Raw genomic sequence first — 16,593 nt, 5'->3', positions numbered from 1 at the left:
ACATGACTCCCCACACGATCAAGCTGGTCGACAGCGTGCAGGCGATCAACTGGAACCGCATCATCGACGACAAGGACCTCGAGGTCTGGAACCGTCTGGTGAACAACTTCTGGCTGCCCGAGAAGGTGCCGCTGTCGAACGACATCCAGTCGTGGAACACGCTCACCCCCGACGAGCAGCTGCTCACGATGCGCGTGTTCACCGGGCTGACGCTGCTCGACACGATCCAGGGCACCGTCGGCGCCGTGTCGCTGATCCCCGATGCGATCACCCCGCACGAGGAGGCCGTCTACACGAACATCGCGTTCATGGAGTCGGTGCACGCGAAGAGCTACTCCTCGATCTTCTCGACGCTCGCGTCGACCAAGGAGATCGACGAGGCGTTCCGCTGGTCCACGGAGAATCCGAACCTTCAGAAGAAGGCGCAGATCATCATGGACTACTACCAGGGCGACGACCCCCTGAAGCGCAAGATCGCGTCGACCCTGCTCGAATCGTTCCTGTTCTACTCGGGCTTCTACCTGCCGATCTACTGGTCGTCGAAGGCGAAGCTCACCAACACGGCCGACCTGATCCGCCTCATAATCCGCGACGAGGCCGTGCACGGGTACTACATCGGCTATAAGTTCCAGAAGGGTCTCGAGACCGAGACCGAGGAGCGCCGTCAGGAGCTGAAGGACTACACCTTCAACCTGCTGTTCGAGCTCTACGACAACGAGGTGCAGTACACGCAGGACCTCTACGACGGCGTCGGCCTGACCGAGGACGTCAAGAAGTTCCTGCACTACAACGCCAACAAGGCGCTCATGAACCTCGGCTACGAGGCCATGTTCCCCTCGACCGTGACGAACGTGAACCCGGCGATCCTGTCGGCGCTCTCTCCGAACGCCGACGAGAATCACGACTTCTTCTCGGGGTCGGGCTCGTCGTACGTCATCGGCAAGGCAGAGGCCACGGAAGACGACGACTGGGACTTCTGACAATGCCTGACCGCAGCGTCGAATGAATCGCGCTGCGGAGTGCCTCAAGCCCTCGTCTGCTCCTCACTTCTGGGGATGCGGGCGGGGGCTTGCCCACGTTTTGCCCACATCATGAGTCCTGGAGGCATCCCGATGGGCAGCCGGGTCTGGATCCCGTCGAGGTCGACGCCTAGGGCTACAGCAGGTCCCAGCTTCCGGCTGAGTTGAGGATCAGCGCAGGGATGCGGGGTTCAGCGTCGACCGTCTCCGTCACGACGATCACGCGACTCCGGCGCCCGATCAGGACACTCGTCCTGTGCCCGCCGCTGAGTTGGATGTCGACGAACGTGCCCGTAGTGGCAGCAGCCGCGCTGATCCGATCCTGCAGGTCCTGCACACTCTCTGTCGTTGCGAGTATGTAGCTAGTGCCGTCGACGGCCACTTCGGTCTGTTCCTCGGTGCGCTCGTCCATCCGGTTGACGGTACGGTGCCAACCGAGGTCGACCAGGGGCGTTGCCAAAGTGGTCATTCGGCGCTAGCGATGTCGTTCGCGACCGTGGTGCCTTCCGCCGGCTCTCAGGTGAGGTAGGGGCCAGAGCGCGCATTCGCGGTGGGCCCGCGGTGCTGAAGAGGGGTGGCCCATGATCGCATGGCGAACACGATGCGGAGGATGAGCAGAGATGCGACTGCTCCCACTACGCCGTCGATGGCTGTAACCCAGGGCGGAGCGCCCCATGCTGCGACGACACCGGCTACCAAGACCAGGGCGACCGAGGCAGGGGCCATCCACGGTCTGTCGAAGACCTGCGAGGGGGACCGCTCCTCCGCCATCGGGCCGTGCATCCCAGTTGACAAAGGCTGACCCGGGCGGCCGAGGCGAGCAACGACGCCTGAGAGCGTGAAGACTGCGACGGTGAGCAGCGTCGCGCCGAGTATCTCGCTGGGGCGGTGATTGCCGATCACCGTGATCGCCGAGGTGGCGAGCGCCATCCACACCCCGACGACAGGAGCGACCCACCGTGTCCAGAGCTTCGGAACCACGATGAGCAGCGCAGCGGCTACCGCGAGTACGGCGACGGCGTGCCCGCTCGGATAGCTGACTGCGGTGTCCCGCGATTCGACCAGCACAGGGCGGTCGAAGACCGCCTTGAAACCCTCGGATGCCAACACTGCCCCAGGTGTGGCTACGGCAACCCAGACGGCTGTACGCCAGTGCCGCCTGGCGGCGGCGACGATGACGGCGAGGAGTGTGCCGACGACGATCGTGGCTCGGTCATAGGAAAGGGGAGGCAAGTCGTGCTGTCGAAGCCAGTAGCCGACGGTGACGAAAGGATCGTACGTCCACGCCCATCCGTTCTCCAGCGATTGCCCGGCAACCGTGTGGTTTGAGAACAGGTAGAGGATGAAGAAGAGAACTACGGCGATGGCGCCCACCATGCTCATCCGGGACCGCACGGACAAGCGGAGGAGAGGTTGACGCATCCTGCCACCCTATGTCGCCCCCGCGCGGGAGCCAGACTGCGAGGAAAGCCTGGAGGTATGGCCGGCGTCTCCGCTCCGGCATCTCCGGAGCGTGGATCGCATACCGTACCACGCGCGGGCACCAGAACTGAACCCGCGTTCACCCGAGCGCCCGCCTCGATATTTTGTGCGCCATGACTGAGTATTTCGACATTCAGCGTTTACTCGCGGAGTCGCCGGAATTCGCGATCCCGATGAGAGGTCTGGAGGCGCTCGTCACAAAGGTCGAAGACGACCGGTGGCATGTCTCCATCGAGGATGTGGGGGTCGGATCCTTCACGGCACGGTCGGAAGGACGAGCTGTGTTCTACGCGTCCGAGATCACCAGTGAGCCGACGATCACGAACTGGGTGAGTGACGACGTCACCACCCTCATCGATCGGATGATCGACCTGCGCGAGTGATGGCGGGACGCCGGCATGGTCGCGGAGCCGCAGTCCGCGACGCCGGACGCTCGTTCTGGTTCCGAGAGTCGTCGAGGTTCTCAGAGCGCGCCGGCATCCGCCAGCACCGCCGCCGCGGCGCGCTCGCCGGACGCGAGAGCACCCTGGATCGACGCCGTGTCGCGGTGGTCGCCCGCGAGGTAGACACGCTGCGCACCACGCGGCGCGCGTGCCGGGTTTAGGGGAGCAGGCTGCGCAGGCAGCGCGTCCACGATGTCATCGCGTCGCAGAAGTTCCCACGACCCCGTGTCCACGCCCCAGATCTCGCGCAGGTGGCGGCGCACCTCCTTCTCCTCGGCGGCGCCGCGGTCGCGGGGCAGCAGGCAGGTCGCAGCGACGAGATGGCGCCCGGCAGGGCCGTAGGACGGCACCGTGTGCGTCATCACGACCGTGTTCACCACGGGGCCGCGGCGGCGACCGTCGACCGCGAGCGACGCGGAGCGGGTCGGGGGCTCCGCAGCGGCGAACCACCAGGTCTGCAGGCCGTTCGTCGCGGGCCGGGGGAGTCCGGTGAGGTCTGCGACGGCCTCCGGCCCGACCGCGACGATCACGCGCTTCGCATGCACGGTGTCGCCGTCCGCGACCGCCACCTCGACCCCCTCTCCGCTCGGCGATATCCGCTCGGCGCTGGCCGCCAGGCGGATGCGGGCATCGGACGCCCTTGCGCGATCGGCCAGCTGCCGGGGGACCGCCGCGATCCCCTCGGCGGGGAGGCCGGGGTGGCCGAACGCGAAGTACCCGGCGAGCAGCTGCGCGAAGGCGTTCGACGTCGCGCCGCGATCCTCCGCCAACACGCCGGCGAGGAACGGTTCGAGTACCGCGCCGCGCAGCGGGCCGAGGAGGCCAGCGGCATCCCATCCCTCGCGCAGCGAGACGTCGTCCTCCGCCAATCGCGCGAGTGGGAGCGCGAGAGCGGGTCCCGCCCAGCGGGCGAGTCCGACGAGATCCGCGCGGTTCACCAGGCCGCTCCGCAGCGTGGCCGGGATCGACAGCGGATGCCGAAGGGGATGCCGCAGCTCGGCGAGCCCCCGATCGGTGCGCACCTGCACGCCCACCGGAAAGCGACCCATGTTCAGCGCGCCGAGATCGACGCTGCGGCGGAGTGCGGGATACGCCGGATTCAGCACCTGGAATCCGCGGTCGAGGCGGAACCCGTCGACGACGTCGGTGCGCTGCCGTCCGCCGACCGTATCGCCCGCCTCGAGCACCACCACATCGAGCCCTCGTGACGCGAGCATGTCCGCACTGCGCAGTCCCGCGAGTCCGGCCCCGATCACCACGACGTCATGCATGTCACCAGCGTACGACGGGATGCCGAGGCCGGACCGTGCGCGTACCCTGATCATCATGCGCGTACAGGATCAGACCAAGGTCTGCGCCTCGTGCGGCCGCGAGATGCGATGGCGTGCGGCGTGGGCGGACGTGTGGGACGAGGTCAAGTACTGCTCGGCGGCGTGCCGGTCCCGCAAGATCACCCCGCAGGACCGCGAGCTCGAACGCGGCATCCTGAGCGCGCTCGCGCAGCGTTCCCCGCGGGAGGCCCTCGATCCGGCGGACGTGGCTCGAGCCATCGGCGGCGACGGCTGGCGGGACCTGCGGGAACCGGCGCGCCGCGCCGCTCGACGGCTCGTCGCCGCGGGCGCCGTCGACATCATCCAGAACGGCCGGGTCGTGGATCCGTCGTCGGCGAGGGGGCCGTTCCACGTTCGTCGGCGCCCGTGAGGGCCGGCTCGCCCGGGTACCGTTGAGGCCGGCTCGCTCAGCCCCGGTGCGCCCGGTAGTACTCCAGAAGAGCCTTCGTCGACGGGTCCTGGGCGTCGACAGCATCCTCGTCTCCGCCAATCGCGGGGGCGATCTGCATCGCGAGCTGCTTGCCCAGTTCGACCCCCCACTGGTCGAAGGAGTTGATGCCCCAGATCGTGCCCTGCGTGAAGGTGATGTGCTCGTACAGGGCGATGAGCTGGCCGAGCACCTGCGGGGTGAGTGCGGGCGCGAAGATCGACGTCGTCGGTCGGTTGCCCGCGAAGGTCCGTGCGGCCACGAGGGCACCGGTGGTGCCCTCCGCTTCGACCTCGTCGGCCGTCTTGCCGAACGCGAGGGCCTTGGTCTGCGCGAGGAAGTTCGCGAGGAACAGCTCGTGCACGTCCTGCTCGCCGTCGCTGAGCGGGTACGCCGGGTTCACGAAGGCGATGAAGTCGGCGGGGATGAGCCGCGTGCCCTGGTGGATCAGCTGGTAGAAGGCGTGCTGGCCGTTGGTTCCCGGCTCACCCCAGAACACCTCACCGGTGTCGGTGGTGACGGGAGAGCCGTCCCACCGCACCGACTTGCCGTTCGACTCCATCGTGAGCTGCTGCAGATAAGCGGGGAAGCGGTTCAGCTGCTGCGCGTAGGGCAGCACCGCGTGCGATTGGGCGCCGTGGAAGTTGTTGTACCAGACGTTGAGCAGGCCCATCAGCACCGGCACGTTGCGCGCGAGCGGAGTGGTGCGCACGTGCTCGTCGACCGCGTGGAACCCTGCGAGCAGGTCGCGGAACACGTCCGGCCCCAGGACGACGGCGAGCGAGAGGCCGATCGCGGAGTCGACGGAGTAGCGGCCGCCCACCCAGTCCCAGAATCCGAAGGCGTTCACCGGGTCGATGCCGAAGTCGGCGACCTTGTCGAGAGCCGTGGACACAGCCACGAAGTGGTGTGCCACGGCATCCGTCCGCGCGTCGTCGGAGTCGGAGATGGCGTCGGATGCCGCGAGTCCGGCCCACAGCCACTGGCGCGCCAGACGGGCGTTGGTGAGGGTCTCGAGCGTCGTGAACGTCTTCGATGCGACGATGAACAGCGTCGTCTCGGGGTCGAGGTCGGCGGTCTTCTGTGCGAGGTCGGTCGGGTCGATGTTCGACACGAACCGCGCCTCGATGCCTGCGTCGGCGTAGGGCTTCAAAGCCTCGTAGACCATGACGGGGCCGAGGTCGGACCCGCCGATGCCGATGTTGACCACATGGGTGACCTTCTTGCCCGTGACGCCGAGCCAGTCGCCGTCGCGCACGCGGGTGGCGAAGGCGGAGAGCGACTCCAGCACCGACCGCACGTCCGCGTCGACGTCCTGGCCATCGACGACGAGTGCCGGCTCGGCCCCCGCCGGGCGCCGGAGCGCGGTGTGCAGCACCGCACGGTCCTCGGACGTGTTGAGGTGCGCGCCCGAGAGCATCGCGGCGAAACGGTCGGCGACACCCGTCTGCTCTGCAAGGTCCAGCAGGGCCGCGAGCACGTCGTCGGTCACGAGGTTCTTCGAGAGGTCCACGTGCAGGTCGGCGAGCGGGAAGGAGAGCCGCTCGGCGCGGGCGGGGTCGTCAGCGAACCAGCCCCGCAGATCGGGGGAGAAGGAGTCGCGCAACGCGCGGAGCTCGGACCAGGCGGACGTGACTGTCGGATCGACGGGAGCGCTCATGGCTCAACGCTACTGCGGTCACACGAGCAGCGGGTCCTCCTCGTTGCCCCATGTCGGATCCCCGCGAAGCGGCTCCGGCGTGAGATACAGGCCGGCGGGCTGCGCGGCCGTCACGGCGAGGTCCTGCATCCAGTGCCGGTTCAGCTCGGGACTGCGACTGCCGAAGAACTTGAACACGAGAGAGCTCGCCGGGTGCACCCACACCGTGATTCGCCCGCCGCCCAGGCTCACGTCCTCCCGCCAACTGAACGGGAAGGCCTCGCCACGGCGGAGCTTCGCCGTGATCACGAGCTGCAGGTGGGTGAGTGCGCGGTCCTCGATGTCGACCTTCGGTCCGCCGTCGTAGGTGAATCGTCCCACGGGTGAACACCTCCTCGGTGTGTCGGCTTTCAGCGTCGCAGCCACTGCTCCCTCGGCACAGGGGGTGTACAGGAGCGCGGGGGAGGAGGACGATGGGCGCGGCCCGATGTGGTCGCGAGTCCCCCTCCGGGGTACGGTTCACTCATGGGAAGACTGCGCTACGACGGCACCTCCGAGCCGATCCGCATCGACGACGAGACGCTCGCGGTCCTGAAGGTCATCGTCGGGACGAAGCTGCGCCGGCAGGAGAGCTTCATGATGACGTGGCGTCCGGCCGAGGGCGGCGACCCCGGTCGCGTCACAGTGTGGATCCATCCGGCGATCCCTCTGCAGTTCCTCTTCACGTCGTCCGAGCCGCAGCACATCGAGAAGCGTCGCGTCGAGGAGATCATGCGTTCCCTCAACTCGACGGGCGAGCTCGTGGTCGACGACTGGGGTCGTATCGACGCCGCCGAGGCCACGCCCGCCTGACGCTACTCGGACGGGAAATTCTGCGCCCGGAGCACGGTGGCGAGGTGGGCGGCGTTGCGGGCCGCCGTCGCGGTGGCCGAGGCGACCTTCTCCGGGGTCTCGGACAGATCGGCGTAGTCGACCGACTGCATGGCCTCACCGTTCCAGTACACCGAACCCTGCGCAGCGATCGAGTAGCCGACGTCGTTCAGACCCTGGAAGAGGATCGCGGCGATGTGGTGCGCGCCGTCTTCGTTGCCGACGATGCCGGCGATCGCGACCTTGTCGAACAGGATCGGACGCCCCTCGTCGTCGGTCTCGCTGAGTTCGGCATCCAGCCGCTCGAGCACGCGCTGGGCGACGCTGGAGTGCTGGCCCATCCACGTCGGCGTCACGAAGACGAGGATGTCGGCGTCGAGCACTTTGCGTCGGAGTTCCGGCCACTCGTCGTCGCCGCCCATATCGGCCTCGACGCCGGGGCTCAGCGTGTAGTCGACGGCCCGCACGAGTTGACCGTCGACCCCGTGTTCGGACAGAGCGGCGAGGATCTGCGACGCGAGGAGGTCGGAGCTCGACACCGACGGAGAGGGCTTGAGTGTGCAAGAGATGGCGATGGCCGTGGGGTGTGCGCTCATGTCCTGCACGAAACCACCGGATCTGCGCGCGTCATAGGGGCTTTCGGAGAGTGCGACGGTGCGCTACGAAGGGTCTGCGACCGGATGCGACCGGATGCGACCGGCGGTGTGCGCGGTCGACGGTATCCTGGATGACGGCCGCAACGACAGGAGACCCCGTGATCCTCAGCTTCATCTTCTTCCTGATCCTCTTCCTCGGAGGGATCTGGCTCCTGGGGCTCGCGCAGGTGCTCCCCGACTTCCAGGGTCCCGTCTTCGCCGCCGGCATCCTCATCATCTGCCTCTCGCTGGCGTTCATGATGCGTCAGCGGGGATCCGCCACGCGTCGCGACGACAACTGGTCGGGCAACGCCACCGAGTGATCAGGCTCTGGCGGCGAGTCTCGCTTCCAGGTTCGCCCGCACGGCCGGCCATTCCGGTTCGATGATCGAATACTCGACGCTGTCGCGCAGCGCGCCGTTGCGGTAGCGGCTGATCGCGCGCATCACCCCGTCCTGCTTCGCTCCAAGCCGTTCGATCGCCGCTCGTGATTGGAAGTTGACCCACTGGGTGGTGAGGCCGACGCGGAACACGCCGAGCTCGTCGAAGGCGTGGCGGAGCAGCAGCAGTTTGGACTCGGCGTTCGTGCCGGTGCCGTGCGCCGACGGTCGATTCCACGTGTATCCGATGTGCAGTCGAGGCACGTCTGCGGCGATGTCGTAGAACGAGGTCATCCCGAGCGCCCTGCCCGCGGCGTCGAACGCCGTGAACGGGATCATCTCCCCGCTGGCGAGCAGGCCGAGACGTCGCTCGATCTCGGTCGAGAGTCCGTCGGGCGAGGGGATTGACGTGTACCAGGCGCGCTTCCAGATCTCGCCCTCCGTCAGCGCATCGAGGAGTCCGTCGTGGTGGGAGGGGTCGAGCGGACGCAACTCGACCAGACGGCCGGTGAGCGTGACGGGCGCGGGCGCGATGGTGAAGGTCATCCCGCCATTCAAGCAGCGTCGGGTGGCGCCGACGTCACCCGGCCGTGACGCGCTCCGACCACTGCCCCCGTCCGAGCCGCGGAGCGACATACGTGGCGTCGCCGACGCGGCGCAGCAGCCGTTGGTAGGCGAGCACGAGGTCGACGGTGACGCCGAGGTCGAAGGCGATGCTCGCGGGATGGCCGTCGCGCGCGGCCTCCGCCTCGGCATATGCCGAGGGCGTGATGAGCAGCCGTGCCGCCCATTCGTCGGCCCGGCGCTCCTGTCGCCCGCGCTGAACGGGATCGAGCGTGTGCTCGTGCCCGAGCATCGCGTGCCCCAGCTCATGAGCGATCACACTGCACCTCGTTCGCTCGCTCATGCCAGGGGAGACGCGGATCGTGGCCGTGCGCGGCTCGTACCCGCCTCGGGATCCGCCGCTTCTCTCGACGAGGCGGAGGCCATGGATCTCGACGAGTCGCAGGAGCTGATCCATGGAGCTCCTCTCGTCGTCAGGACGGTCAGTCGTAGAGGTCGTCGGTGTCGGAATCGTGCGTGAGGGGCGAGTCGAACGCCACCTCGGCTTCATCATGGCGGGTGCCGCCGACACCCGCGCGGGTCGGCAGGGGGATGATCGAGGCGAGGTGCTCGCCCTCAGCGCGGAGGCGCTCCTCGGCGCGGCGGAGGATAACGTGGGGCGCGACGCCGAGGGCGGCGCCGACCGCGTAGACCACGGGCACCGGGATGGCCCGCTTGCCCGTCACGTAGTTGTCGAGGGCGCTGCGCGCGAACCCGATCCGCCGTGCCATCGCTGCGATGCTGCTGCCGTTGGCGGCGATCTCGGCGCGGAGCTGGCGGCCGACGGCGGCATTGAACGACTCGGCCGGTGTCTTCACGCGAGTCACGATAGCACCGGCCTGAGGCCAGGATGCCGTCATATCAATGCTGATTCCGTTGTCGACGACCCATACGCGGCGCTAGTGTCGACAAGTGACGACAGAAGTGCGACATCTGGTGGCGACGGCGGTGATCGCGGAGCTGGGGAGACGGGGGATCACCGTGCCGTCGCTGGCCGCGCGAGCCGGTATCGATCCGGAACTGCTGCAGATGTCTCTCGACTGTCGTCGCGACCTCACGGTCACCGAGCTGGCTGCGGTCGCCCACGCGCTGGGCGTCTCACCCGCTTCGCTCGTACCCGCACTCCCCGCCGACGACCCGGCGTGAGGCCCGGCGCGACGAACCCGGCGCGGTGACCGTGACGGTGCGCGCCTGCCGCGTTAGCGTGGACGCATGAAGACAGTGCCCTTCGGATCGTCCTCCGCCCCCGCCGTCGTCGCCGGGATGATGCGCATCAACGACAAGAGCGACGAGCAGATCAGAGAGCTCTACGACGCTGCTCGCGGGTCGGGTGTCGATTTCTTCGACCACGCCGACATCTACGGCGGCAGCATGCACTTCTGTGAGGACCGCTTCGCCTCTGCGCTGCAGCTGAGCGCGTCCGAGCGCGACGAGATCGTCCTGCAGACCAAATGCGGCATCGTGCCGTCGGAGGGCATGTTCGACTTCTCGTACGACCACATACTCCGGCAGGTGGAGGGGTCGCTCGCCGCGCTGCGCACCGACCACATCGACGTGCTCCTGCTGCACCGCCCCGACGCGCTCGTGGAGCCGGACGAGGTGGCGCGGGCGTTCGACGAGCTCGAGGCGTCGGGCAAGGTGCGCGCCTTCGGCGTCTCGAACCACACGCCCCGCCAGATCGATCTGCTGCGCACGGCCGTCTCGCAGCCCCTGGTGGCCAATCAGCTGCAGCTCTCGATCACGCACGCCCCGATCATCGCTCAGCCCGTCGCCGCGAACATGGTCGGCGAAGACCAGAGCATCGTCCGCGACGGCGGCGGCATCGTCGAGTACTGCCGGATCAACGGCATCACGATCCAGGCATGGTCCCCCTTCCAGGGCGGGTTCTTCACCGGCGTCTTCCTCGGGAACCCCGAGTACGCCGAGCTCAACGCCGTGATCGACCGCCTCGCCGCCGCCTACGGCGTGGAGCCGATCGCGATCGCCACGGCGTGGATCACCCGCCACCCGGCGAAGATGCAGGTCGTACTCGGCACCACGACGCCTCAGCGGGTGCGGGATGCCGCAGCCGGCGCCGACGTCGAGCTCACCCGCGCCGAATGGTACGAGCTGTTCCGAGCCGCCGGGCACCTCGTTCCGTAGACCTCGCGAGCGTGCCGTAGACCGCGCGCGGAGCCTCGGGGTCGTCTACCCTGAACACATGCCGTTCCTGTTCTCGCTCCTCATCATCGCGCTGATGGTCGGCGCGTTGGTCGACATCATCCGGCGCGAGGACTCGCAGGTGCGCTTCCTGCCGAAGATGGCGTGGATCATCATCGTGATCCTGCTGCCGCTCATCGGCAGTCTGCTGTGGTTCGCGATCGGCCGCGAGTACTCGGAAGCCGGGCTCCGGATACCGAGGATGCGGGCTGCGACGCCGCCTGCGCCCACCCGCGCCGACCCGGTGCCGTTGCGTCCGGTCGATAGTCGGTCGACCGAGGAGCAGATCGCCGACCTCGACCGCGAGATCGAGGAGTGGCGGTTGCGGGCCGAGCTCGAGAAACGCCGTCGGGACGAGGACGGGACGGCGACCGGCTCCGACGCAGCCGCCCGCTAGGCGGCGGATCTCGCGCGATCGAACGACTCTCTGAGCGCGGGCTCGAGGGTCGGGTACGCGAACACGAAGCCGGCTGCCTCGAGCTTCTCGGGCAGCACCCACCGGCTCTTGAGGATGAGCTCGGTCTCGGTGCGGATGCCGATGGCGCCGAGCTCCAGCATCCACCGCGGCATCGGCGGGCCGAAAGGAACGCCGAGGACTCGGCGCACGGTGTCCATGAACGTCGCGTTGTCGACGGGGTGCGGGGCCGCGGCGTTCACGGGACCCTCGAGGGACGGATTCTGCTCGACGAAGTCGATGATGCGGGCGACGTCGTCGACGTGCACCCAGCTGAAGCGCTGCCGGCCCCGGCGCGCGCCGAACTCGTGACCCGTCCCCGCCGCGCGCCGCGCGCGACCGATCGGCCAACGGCCGTCGTGCTGCGCGCCGCCGAGACCGAGTCTCGCGAGGTTCTTCAGCGGGCCGAGCACTCCGCCGTGGCCCAGCACGATGGCGCTGCGCAGTGCCACGCGGCGGGTGTCGGGCAGGTCGTCGGCGAAGAGTGCGCGCTCCCAGGCCTTCGCCACCTCGACCGAGAACCCGGAGCCGATCTCGCCGGTGGACTCGGTCATCGGACGATCCTCCGCGTGGCGGTATATCGTGGCGGTCGACGAGTTCACCCACAGCGGGGGCGGCTCCGCGGCGCGCGCTATCGCTCCGGAGAGCGCCGCGGTCGTGTCGAGGCGCGAGCGGAAGATCGCGGCGCGGTTCTCGGGCGTGTACCGGCAGTTCACGCTCTTGCCGGCCAGCCCGACGACCAGGCTCGCACCGTCGACGGCGGCATCGATCCCCGGCTGGTCGTCCCAGCGCAGGTCGGCGCCGGATCGGGAGATCGTCACGACCTCGCGGCCTGCATCTCGGAAGCGCGGTGCGAGATGACGACCCATGAACCCGGTGGATCCGCCGATCACGACGCGGCCGGTGGCGGAGGGGACAGTCATCACGGGGTCTCGCTCTCGATGGCGTACTCGAAGAAGCCGATGTACTCGTAGACCCGCCCGAGCAGCGGGGCGTCGATGGTCATCGACACGTGGTGGCGTTCGCGCTCGTCGTCCCACCGCTCCACCAGTCCGATGCGCGGGCTCAGGAAGCGGGGGACCGAGAGGCGCAGGGGGCCGAGGCGCAGTCCGACGCGTCGGATCGTCAGCACGACCGATTCGTCGCGCACGTCGATGTCGAAGGTGGTGACGACGGTGCGGTGCGGGCCGATCTCGTTGCGGAGGACGCCGCCGGGAGTGAGCTCGACGACGTCGGGCATGATCCAGGTGCGCCCGGGCAGCTCGAACCACCGCGTGGCGAGGGCTCGACCCTCCACGGTGCGATTCTCGATCCGGAAGGGGACGTCGCACTCCCAGCCGGCGAAGGCGACGCCGAGGGCCTCCGCGATGCGGAACATCGGCCGCAGCCACCCCACTCGCGACCCTGCGGTCGTGAAGACGCCTCTGCCGACGCCCACATGCCCCGGCGGGATCGTGCGGAAGTACCAGGCGGTCTTCGGGTGGAGCTCCGAGATGCGGGCGCCCAGAGCCCGTTCGTACGGGGAGTGCGAGGCGTCCGGCGTGGTCACGCCCTCAGCCTAGCGACGCCGCGCGGACCAGCGGAGTTCGGCGCTCAGGGCTCGCGCAGACGTACGAGCCGCTCGTGCCCCGTCTCCTCCAGCTCGGCGATGTCGTCGCGCGACTTGAGGAAGTCCGAGAACGATCGGTAGCCGAGTGCCTTCTCGCTGAACGAGGGGTCCATGCGCCGCATGTGGGTCTTCACCGCCGAGCTGTGCAGCCACTCGTCGGCGTCGGCCTTGTCGTGGCCGAGACGAAGGGCGCGCCCCAGGAGCTGGGTCGCCACCTCCTGATCGTCGACCTTGTCTTCGACCGTCGGCTCCTCCACCTTTGCAGCCGCCTTGGACCGCGAGCGCTTGGGGGCGGTCTTGGTCTTCGCCGGAGTCTCCTCCGCGGTGACCGCTGACGCCTCGGCAATCGGAGCGGGCGCCTCGGCCCGGGGGACGACGACGGTGGCAGCGGGGGTCTTCGACGGACGCACGACGCCGGACAGGGAGTCGTAGGCCTCGAACTCGTCGCACGCCGCGGCGAGGGACTTCGCCGTCGATCCGGCGACGCCCACGCCGATCACGTAACGCCCGAGACGCTTGCACCGCTGCGCGAGCGGGACGTAGTCGCTGTCGCCGGCCACGATGACCACGTGGGTGAGGTCGGGGAGGCGGAACATGTCCTCGACGGCATCCACGGCGAGCCGGATGTCTGCGCCGTTCTTCGCGTAGGCCGCCGCGGGGAACAGCTGCACCAGGTCGACGGCGCGGGCCACGAGCTGCGAACGGTACTCGGCGTTGACGGGCGAGGACCAGTCGGCGTATGCCCGCGTGAGCACGAGCGTGCCGAAGGATGCCGCGTAGTCGATGATCGCACCGACCTCGATCATCGCGCGGCTGAGCCGCTCGGCGACCTCGGGGTCGTTCGGGTGCTCGGTGATCCGCTGGCGATCCTTGCCGTAGGCGTTCCGACCGTGGACCCGGTCGTACCAGGAGATGACGATGTTGTCGAAGTCGAGATACACCGCCACCCGGGCGTCCGTGGGCTCAGCCATTGCTCGTCGCCTCCTTCGGGTAGCGCACCCCGATCTGCGCGCGGATCTCGTCGAGCGCACCCATGATCGCGACGCTCTCGGCGACGGGCAGGATGTCGCCCTCGAGGATGCCGTCGCGCACCAGGCGCTCAGCGGCCAGGGCCTGGTACTGCATCCCGCGACCGGCGACGTCGGAGGCGTACTCCTCGGCGACGGTGCCGTCGGGGAGCACGACGCGGAACGTGGTCGGGGTGTACCAGACGTGATCGATGTCGATCCGGGCCTCGGTGCCGACGATGCTGGCCGTGTTCGGACCCGCGGCCCGCGACGACGACACGCTCGTCGAGATCGCGCCGCCCTCGTGGGTCATGATCGTGGCGACCTCGGCGTCGGCGCCGGTCTCGATGAGGCGGCCCGCGGCGGTGATCGTCGTCGGCGCACCCAGCACGTCCCAGATGAACGAGATCGGGTAGATGCCCAGATCGAGCAGAGCGCCGCCGCCGAGCTCCAGGGCGTTCAGGCGGTGGGCGGGGTCGGTCGGGAGCTTCTGCGTGTGGTCGGCGGTGACGACGCGGACCTCGCCCAGCGTGCCGGCCGCGATGATCTCGCGGATTCGCACCATGTGCGGGAGGTACCGGGTCCACATCGCCTCCATGACGAGCAGACCGCGCTGGGCCGCGATGCGCTGCAGGTCCTCGGCCTCCTGCCGGTCCAGGGTGAACGCCTTCTCGACCAGCACGTGCTTGCCTGCCTCGAGGGCCAGCTTCGCGTTCTCGTGGTGCATCGGGTGCGGTGTGGAGACGTAGACGATGTCGATGTCGGGGTCGGCGACGAGCGCTTCGTACGACGGGTGCGCGTGCGCGATGTCGAACCGCCCGGCGAACGCGTCCGCCGATTCCTGCGAGCGCGATCCCACCGCGACGAGATCGAGCCCCGCGGTGCGCAGATCGGATGCGAAGGCGCCGGCGATGCCGCCGGTCGCGAGGATTCCCCAACGAAGTCCAGTCATGTTCTCAGCGTAGAGGGTGCGGCAGGACGGAAGATGTGTCGTCGTGTTGCGCCCCGTGTCGTCGCGCTTCTCCGTCGTTGGCCGCCGTCGGAGTGCGCCCCTACTTTCGGGGCATGACCGACAGCCTCATCATCGGCGCCATGGTGCGCACGCTCGGCGCGTATCCGTCCGGCTGGCGGTACGCCGGAGCCCACCGCACGCCGCAGACGGACGCCGAGATCCTCCGTCGGGTGGCGGAGGAGGGCGAGGCGGCCGGACTCGACTACCTCTTCTTCGGCGACTGGCTCGCGACCGGGCCCGACCTCGAGTTCCGCGACCCGTACCTGCTCGCCCGCATCGACCCGGTCAGCGCCGTGCTGTTCCTCGCGGGGGTCACCTCGCGCATCGGGCTCATCGCGACGGTGAACACGACCTACGCCGATCCCTACGCGACCGCGCGCTCGCTCGCATCGCTCGACGTGCTCACGGGCGGACGTGCGGGCATCAACCTCGTCACCGGGGCGGAGCCGCGAGCAGCGGGCAACCACGGTCGCGATGCGCACGCCGACAACGAGTCGCGCTACGACCGCGCCGAGGAGTTCGTCGCCGCGCTGCGCGGACTGTGGGATTCGTGGAGCGAGGACGCCTGGATAGCGGATGCCGAGCGCGGCGTGCTCATCGACCCAGACGGGCTCCGCGCCACCGACCTGCGGGGTCGGCAGGTGCGGGTGACCGGTCCGCTGAACATCGCCAGGCCGCCGCAGGGCCGCATCCCGATCGTGCACGCCGGCACCTCCCCGCGCTCGCGAGCGCTCGCCGCGACCGAGGCGGACCTCGCGCTGATCGCGGCACCCCACATCGACGACGCGGTCGCCACGCGTCGGGCACTCCGCGACATCGCACGGAGGTCGGGCCGCGACCCGCAGACGCTGAAGGTCATCGCTCCCGTGCTTCCTGTCGTCGCGGACACGGACGCCGACGCACAGCGCATCGTGCAGACGCTGCTGACGCTCGTGCCCCTCGCCGATCACGACCACGCCGGCCGCGTCGCCTTCCCCGTGAACCGTTCGGTCGACGCCCTGGCCGACGCGCTCGGGGTCGCCGCCGACGATCCGCTGCGGGCGGCGGCGTTCGACACCGCCGTCACGGCGGACGAGGCCGGTCGGCTCGGTGCCGCGGGCGACGCGCTCATCGAGCGCCTGGCGCGGACCGCGGGGCTGCGCGTCGGCGCCGCAGACCTCGCCGTGACCTGGCGTCACCTCGTGGCAGCGCACGCCGTGCCCGCAGCCTTCGTCGTGGGCGACGCATCGACTATCGCCGACCATTTCGAGACCTGGCGCGACCGCGGTGCGGCGGACGGCTTCAACGTGCTGTCGGCGTTCCAGCCGGCGCAGTTCGAGGCGTTCGCGCGCAGCGCGGCCCCCGAACTCCGGCGTCGCGGTCTGCTCGGTCGCGGTGACGGGTTGGAGTCCCCGACCCTGCGCGACCGGCTCACCGGATTGCGCCCCGTGACGACACATGACGCCTCATGACAGGCCGCGTCCGCGCGTGTCACCCGTGTCGC

22 protein-coding genes are annotated in these 16,593 nt (G+C 69.0%); 9 read left to right on the top strand and 13 right to left on the bottom strand.

Annotated elements, in window-relative coordinates; translation table 11 throughout:
- Positions 1-2 precede the first annotated feature (2 nt).
- Positions 3-980, top strand: coding sequence for a class 1b ribonucleoside-diphosphate reductase subunit beta (gene nrdF, locus FSY98_RS03070; RefSeq protein WP_144873877.1), 978 nt, complete (start codon positions 3-5; stop codon positions 978-980).
- Positions 981-1,155: 175 nt separating this feature from the next.
- Here nrdF and FSY98_RS03065 read toward each other — a convergent pair whose 3' ends face one another.
- Together FSY98_RS03065 and FSY98_RS03060 are read right to left on the bottom strand one after the other, a co-directional pair.
- A complete protein-coding gene (locus FSY98_RS03065) occupies positions 1,156-1,431 on the bottom strand; it encodes a hypothetical protein (protein ID WP_144873875.1) in 276 nt (91 codons plus the stop codon).
- A 104-nt stretch (positions 1,432-1,535) separates the two neighbouring features.
- Positions 1,536-2,441 carry a hypothetical protein gene (locus FSY98_RS03060; RefSeq protein ID WP_144873873.1) on the bottom strand — a complete coding sequence of 302 codons (906 nt, stop codon included), beginning with the start codon at positions 2,439-2,441 and terminating at the stop codon, positions 1,536-1,538.
- A 173-nt stretch (positions 2,442-2,614) separates the two neighbouring features.
- Here FSY98_RS03060 and FSY98_RS03055 point away from each other — a divergent pair, with 173 nt between their 5' ends.
- Positions 2,615-2,884 carry a hypothetical protein gene (locus FSY98_RS03055; protein ID WP_144873871.1) on the top strand — a complete coding sequence of 90 codons (270 nt, stop codon included), beginning with the start codon at positions 2,615-2,617 and terminating at the stop codon, positions 2,882-2,884.
- An 80-nt stretch (positions 2,885-2,964) separates the two neighbouring features.
- Here the strand turns inward: FSY98_RS03055 and FSY98_RS03050 are convergent, their stop codons facing one another.
- Positions 2,965-4,215, bottom strand: coding sequence for an NAD(P)/FAD-dependent oxidoreductase (locus FSY98_RS03050; RefSeq protein WP_144873869.1), 1,251 nt, complete (start codon positions 4,213-4,215; stop codon positions 2,965-2,967).
- Between the two features lie 55 nt (positions 4,216-4,270).
- Here FSY98_RS03050 and FSY98_RS03045 point away from each other — a divergent pair, with 55 nt between their 5' ends.
- Positions 4,271-4,645, top strand: coding sequence for a DUF2256 and DUF3253 domain-containing protein (locus FSY98_RS03045; protein ID WP_144873867.1), 375 nt, complete (start codon positions 4,271-4,273; stop codon positions 4,643-4,645).
- Positions 4,646-4,682: 37 nt separating this feature from the next.
- On the opposite strand, the gene pgi is transcribed toward FSY98_RS03045, so the two are convergent.
- Positions 4,683-6,362: a glucose-6-phosphate isomerase gene (gene pgi, locus FSY98_RS03040; protein ID WP_144873865.1), complete on the bottom strand. Its 1,680-nt coding sequence runs from the start codon at positions 6,360-6,362 to the stop codon at positions 4,683-4,685.
- Positions 6,363-6,380: 18 nt separating this feature from the next.
- Positions 6,381-6,722 carry an ATP-dependent DNA ligase gene (locus FSY98_RS03035; RefSeq protein WP_144873863.1) on the bottom strand — a complete coding sequence of 114 codons (342 nt, stop codon included), beginning with the start codon at positions 6,720-6,722 and terminating at the stop codon, positions 6,381-6,383.
- A 144-nt stretch (positions 6,723-6,866) separates the two neighbouring features.
- Between FSY98_RS03035 and FSY98_RS03030 the strand changes: the two genes are divergently transcribed.
- On the top strand, positions 6,867-7,193 hold the full coding sequence (locus FSY98_RS03030; RefSeq protein WP_144873861.1) for a hypothetical protein: 327 nt from the start codon (positions 6,867-6,869) through the stop codon (positions 7,191-7,193).
- Positions 7,194-7,195: 2 nt separating this feature from the next.
- Here FSY98_RS03030 and FSY98_RS03025 read toward each other — a convergent pair whose 3' ends face one another.
- Positions 7,196-7,807, bottom strand: coding sequence for a flavodoxin family protein (locus FSY98_RS03025; RefSeq protein ID WP_144873859.1), 612 nt, complete (start codon positions 7,805-7,807; stop codon positions 7,196-7,198).
- 131 nt (positions 7,808-7,938) lie between these two features.
- On the opposite strand from FSY98_RS03025, the gene FSY98_RS03020 reads away from it, so the two are divergent.
- Complete coding sequence (locus tag FSY98_RS03020; RefSeq protein WP_144873857.1) at positions 7,939-8,169, top strand: hypothetical protein; 231 nt, start codon at positions 7,939-7,941, stop codon at positions 8,167-8,169.
- Here the strand turns inward: FSY98_RS03020 and FSY98_RS03015 are convergent, their stop codons facing one another.
- From FSY98_RS03015 to FSY98_RS03005, 3 genes are read right to left on the bottom strand one after another with little or no spacing between them, the layout of a single operon-like run.
- Positions 8,170-8,772, bottom strand: coding sequence for a GNAT family N-acetyltransferase (locus tag FSY98_RS03015; RefSeq protein WP_144873855.1), 603 nt, complete (start codon positions 8,770-8,772; stop codon positions 8,170-8,172).
- Between the two features lie 34 nt (positions 8,773-8,806).
- Positions 8,807-9,247 carry an ImmA/IrrE family metallo-endopeptidase gene (locus FSY98_RS03010; RefSeq protein WP_144873853.1) on the bottom strand — a complete coding sequence of 147 codons (441 nt, stop codon included), beginning with the start codon at positions 9,245-9,247 and terminating at the stop codon, positions 8,807-8,809.
- Positions 9,248-9,272: 25 nt separating this feature from the next.
- Complete coding sequence (locus FSY98_RS03005) at positions 9,273-9,647, bottom strand: helix-turn-helix domain-containing protein (RefSeq protein WP_260857242.1); 375 nt, start codon at positions 9,645-9,647, stop codon at positions 9,273-9,275.
- 94 nt (positions 9,648-9,741) lie between these two features.
- On the opposite strand from FSY98_RS03005, the gene FSY98_RS03000 reads away from it, so the two are divergent.
- The 3 genes from FSY98_RS03000 (at position 9,742) to FSY98_RS02990 (ending at position 11,425) form a co-directional block, all read left to right on the top strand.
- Positions 9,742-9,975, top strand: coding sequence for a helix-turn-helix domain-containing protein (locus FSY98_RS03000; protein ID WP_144873851.1), 234 nt, complete (start codon positions 9,742-9,744; stop codon positions 9,973-9,975).
- Between the two features lie 66 nt (positions 9,976-10,041).
- The gene (locus tag FSY98_RS02995; RefSeq protein WP_144873849.1) at positions 10,042-10,971 is read left to right on the top strand and encodes an aldo/keto reductase family oxidoreductase; all 930 of its coding nucleotides are present in this window, start codon (positions 10,042-10,044) and stop codon (positions 10,969-10,971) included.
- 58 nt (positions 10,972-11,029) lie between these two features.
- Positions 11,030-11,425 carry a PLDc N-terminal domain-containing protein gene (locus FSY98_RS02990; protein ID WP_144873847.1) on the top strand — a complete coding sequence of 132 codons (396 nt, stop codon included), beginning with the start codon at positions 11,030-11,032 and terminating at the stop codon, positions 11,423-11,425.
- On the opposite strand, the gene FSY98_RS02985 is transcribed toward FSY98_RS02990, so the two are convergent.
- From FSY98_RS02985 to FSY98_RS02970, 4 genes are read right to left on the bottom strand one after another with little or no spacing between them, the layout of a single operon-like run.
- On the bottom strand, positions 11,422-12,405 hold the full coding sequence (locus FSY98_RS02985; RefSeq protein WP_144873845.1) for an epimerase: 984 nt from the start codon (positions 12,403-12,405) through the stop codon (positions 11,422-11,424). The genes FSY98_RS02990 and FSY98_RS02985 overlap by 4 nt on opposite strands.
- Entirely contained in the window at positions 12,405-13,031 is a 627-nt protein-coding gene (locus FSY98_RS02980) for a DUF4166 domain-containing protein (protein WP_144873843.1), read from the bottom strand. The genes FSY98_RS02985 and FSY98_RS02980 overlap by 1 nt, the downstream gene beginning before the upstream one ends.
- Positions 13,032-13,075: 44 nt before the next feature.
- Positions 13,076-14,062 carry an NYN domain-containing protein gene (locus FSY98_RS02975; RefSeq protein WP_144873841.1) on the bottom strand — a complete coding sequence of 329 codons (987 nt, stop codon included), beginning with the start codon at positions 14,060-14,062 and terminating at the stop codon, positions 13,076-13,078.
- On the bottom strand, positions 14,055-15,050 hold the full coding sequence (locus FSY98_RS02970; RefSeq protein WP_144873839.1) for a Gfo/Idh/MocA family protein: 996 nt from the start codon (positions 15,048-15,050) through the stop codon (positions 14,055-14,057). The genes FSY98_RS02975 and FSY98_RS02970 overlap by 8 nt, the downstream gene beginning before the upstream one ends.
- Before the next feature lie 113 nt (positions 15,051-15,163).
- Here FSY98_RS02970 and FSY98_RS02965 point away from each other — a divergent pair, with 113 nt between their 5' ends.
- On the top strand, positions 15,164-16,561 hold the full coding sequence (locus FSY98_RS02965; RefSeq protein ID WP_144873837.1) for an NtaA/DmoA family FMN-dependent monooxygenase: 1,398 nt from the start codon (positions 15,164-15,166) through the stop codon (positions 16,559-16,561).
- The last annotated feature ends 32 nt before the right edge of the window (positions 16,562-16,593 follow it).

Origin of the sequence: Microbacterium sp. 1.5R, assembly GCF_007667425.1 — a bacterium.
Lineage (GTDB): Bacteria > Actinomycetota > Actinomycetes > Actinomycetales > Microbacteriaceae > Microbacterium.
Note: the sequence above shows the minus strand (reverse complement) of the source record. Positions and strands in the feature narration are given on the sequence as shown.

Bases quoted from the DNA above. Each gene is read 5' to 3' on its own strand.
- nrdF (WP_144873877.1), top strand. From the start codon at position 3: ATGACTCCCCACACGATCAAGCTGGTCGACAGCGTGCAGGCGATCAAC.
- FSY98_RS03065 (WP_144873875.1), bottom strand. From the start codon at position 1,431: ATGGACGAGCGCACCGAGGAACAGACCGAAGTGGCCGTCGACGGCACT.
- FSY98_RS03060 (WP_144873873.1), bottom strand. From the start codon at position 2,441: ATGCGTCAACCTCTCCTCCGCTTGTCCGTGCGGTCCCGGATGAGCATG.
- FSY98_RS03055 (WP_144873871.1), top strand. From the start codon at position 2,615: ATGACTGAGTATTTCGACATTCAGCGTTTACTCGCGGAGTCGCCGGAA.
- FSY98_RS03050 (WP_144873869.1), bottom strand. From the start codon at position 4,215: ATGCATGACGTCGTGGTGATCGGGGCCGGACTCGCGGGACTGCGCAGT.
- FSY98_RS03045 (WP_144873867.1), top strand. From the start codon at position 4,271: ATGCGCGTACAGGATCAGACCAAGGTCTGCGCCTCGTGCGGCCGCGAG.
- pgi (WP_144873865.1), bottom strand. From the start codon at position 6,362: ATGAGCGCTCCCGTCGATCCGACAGTCACGTCCGCCTGGTCCGAGCTC.
- FSY98_RS03030 (WP_144873861.1), top strand. From the start codon at position 6,867: ATGGGAAGACTGCGCTACGACGGCACCTCCGAGCCGATCCGCATCGAC.
- FSY98_RS03025 (WP_144873859.1), bottom strand. From the start codon at position 7,807: ATGAGCGCACACCCCACGGCCATCGCCATCTCTTGCACACTCAAGCCC.
- FSY98_RS03020 (WP_144873857.1), top strand. From the start codon at position 7,939: ATGACGGCCGCAACGACAGGAGACCCCGTGATCCTCAGCTTCATCTTC.
- FSY98_RS03015 (WP_144873855.1), bottom strand. From the start codon at position 8,772: ATGACCTTCACCATCGCGCCCGCGCCCGTCACGCTCACCGGCCGTCTG.
- FSY98_RS03010 (WP_144873853.1), bottom strand. From the start codon at position 9,247: ATGGATCAGCTCCTGCGACTCGTCGAGATCCATGGCCTCCGCCTCGTC.
- FSY98_RS02995 (WP_144873849.1), top strand. From the start codon at position 10,042: ATGAAGACAGTGCCCTTCGGATCGTCCTCCGCCCCCGCCGTCGTCGCC.
- FSY98_RS02990 (WP_144873847.1), top strand. From the start codon at position 11,030: ATGCCGTTCCTGTTCTCGCTCCTCATCATCGCGCTGATGGTCGGCGCG.
- FSY98_RS02985 (WP_144873845.1), bottom strand. From the start codon at position 12,405: ATGACTGTCCCCTCCGCCACCGGCCGCGTCGTGATCGGCGGATCCACC.
- FSY98_RS02975 (WP_144873841.1), bottom strand. From the start codon at position 14,062: ATGGCTGAGCCCACGGACGCCCGGGTGGCGGTGTATCTCGACTTCGAC.
- FSY98_RS02970 (WP_144873839.1), bottom strand. From the start codon at position 15,050: ATGACTGGACTTCGTTGGGGAATCCTCGCGACCGGCGGCATCGCCGGC.
- FSY98_RS02965 (WP_144873837.1), top strand. From the start codon at position 15,164: ATGACCGACAGCCTCATCATCGGCGCCATGGTGCGCACGCTCGGCGCG.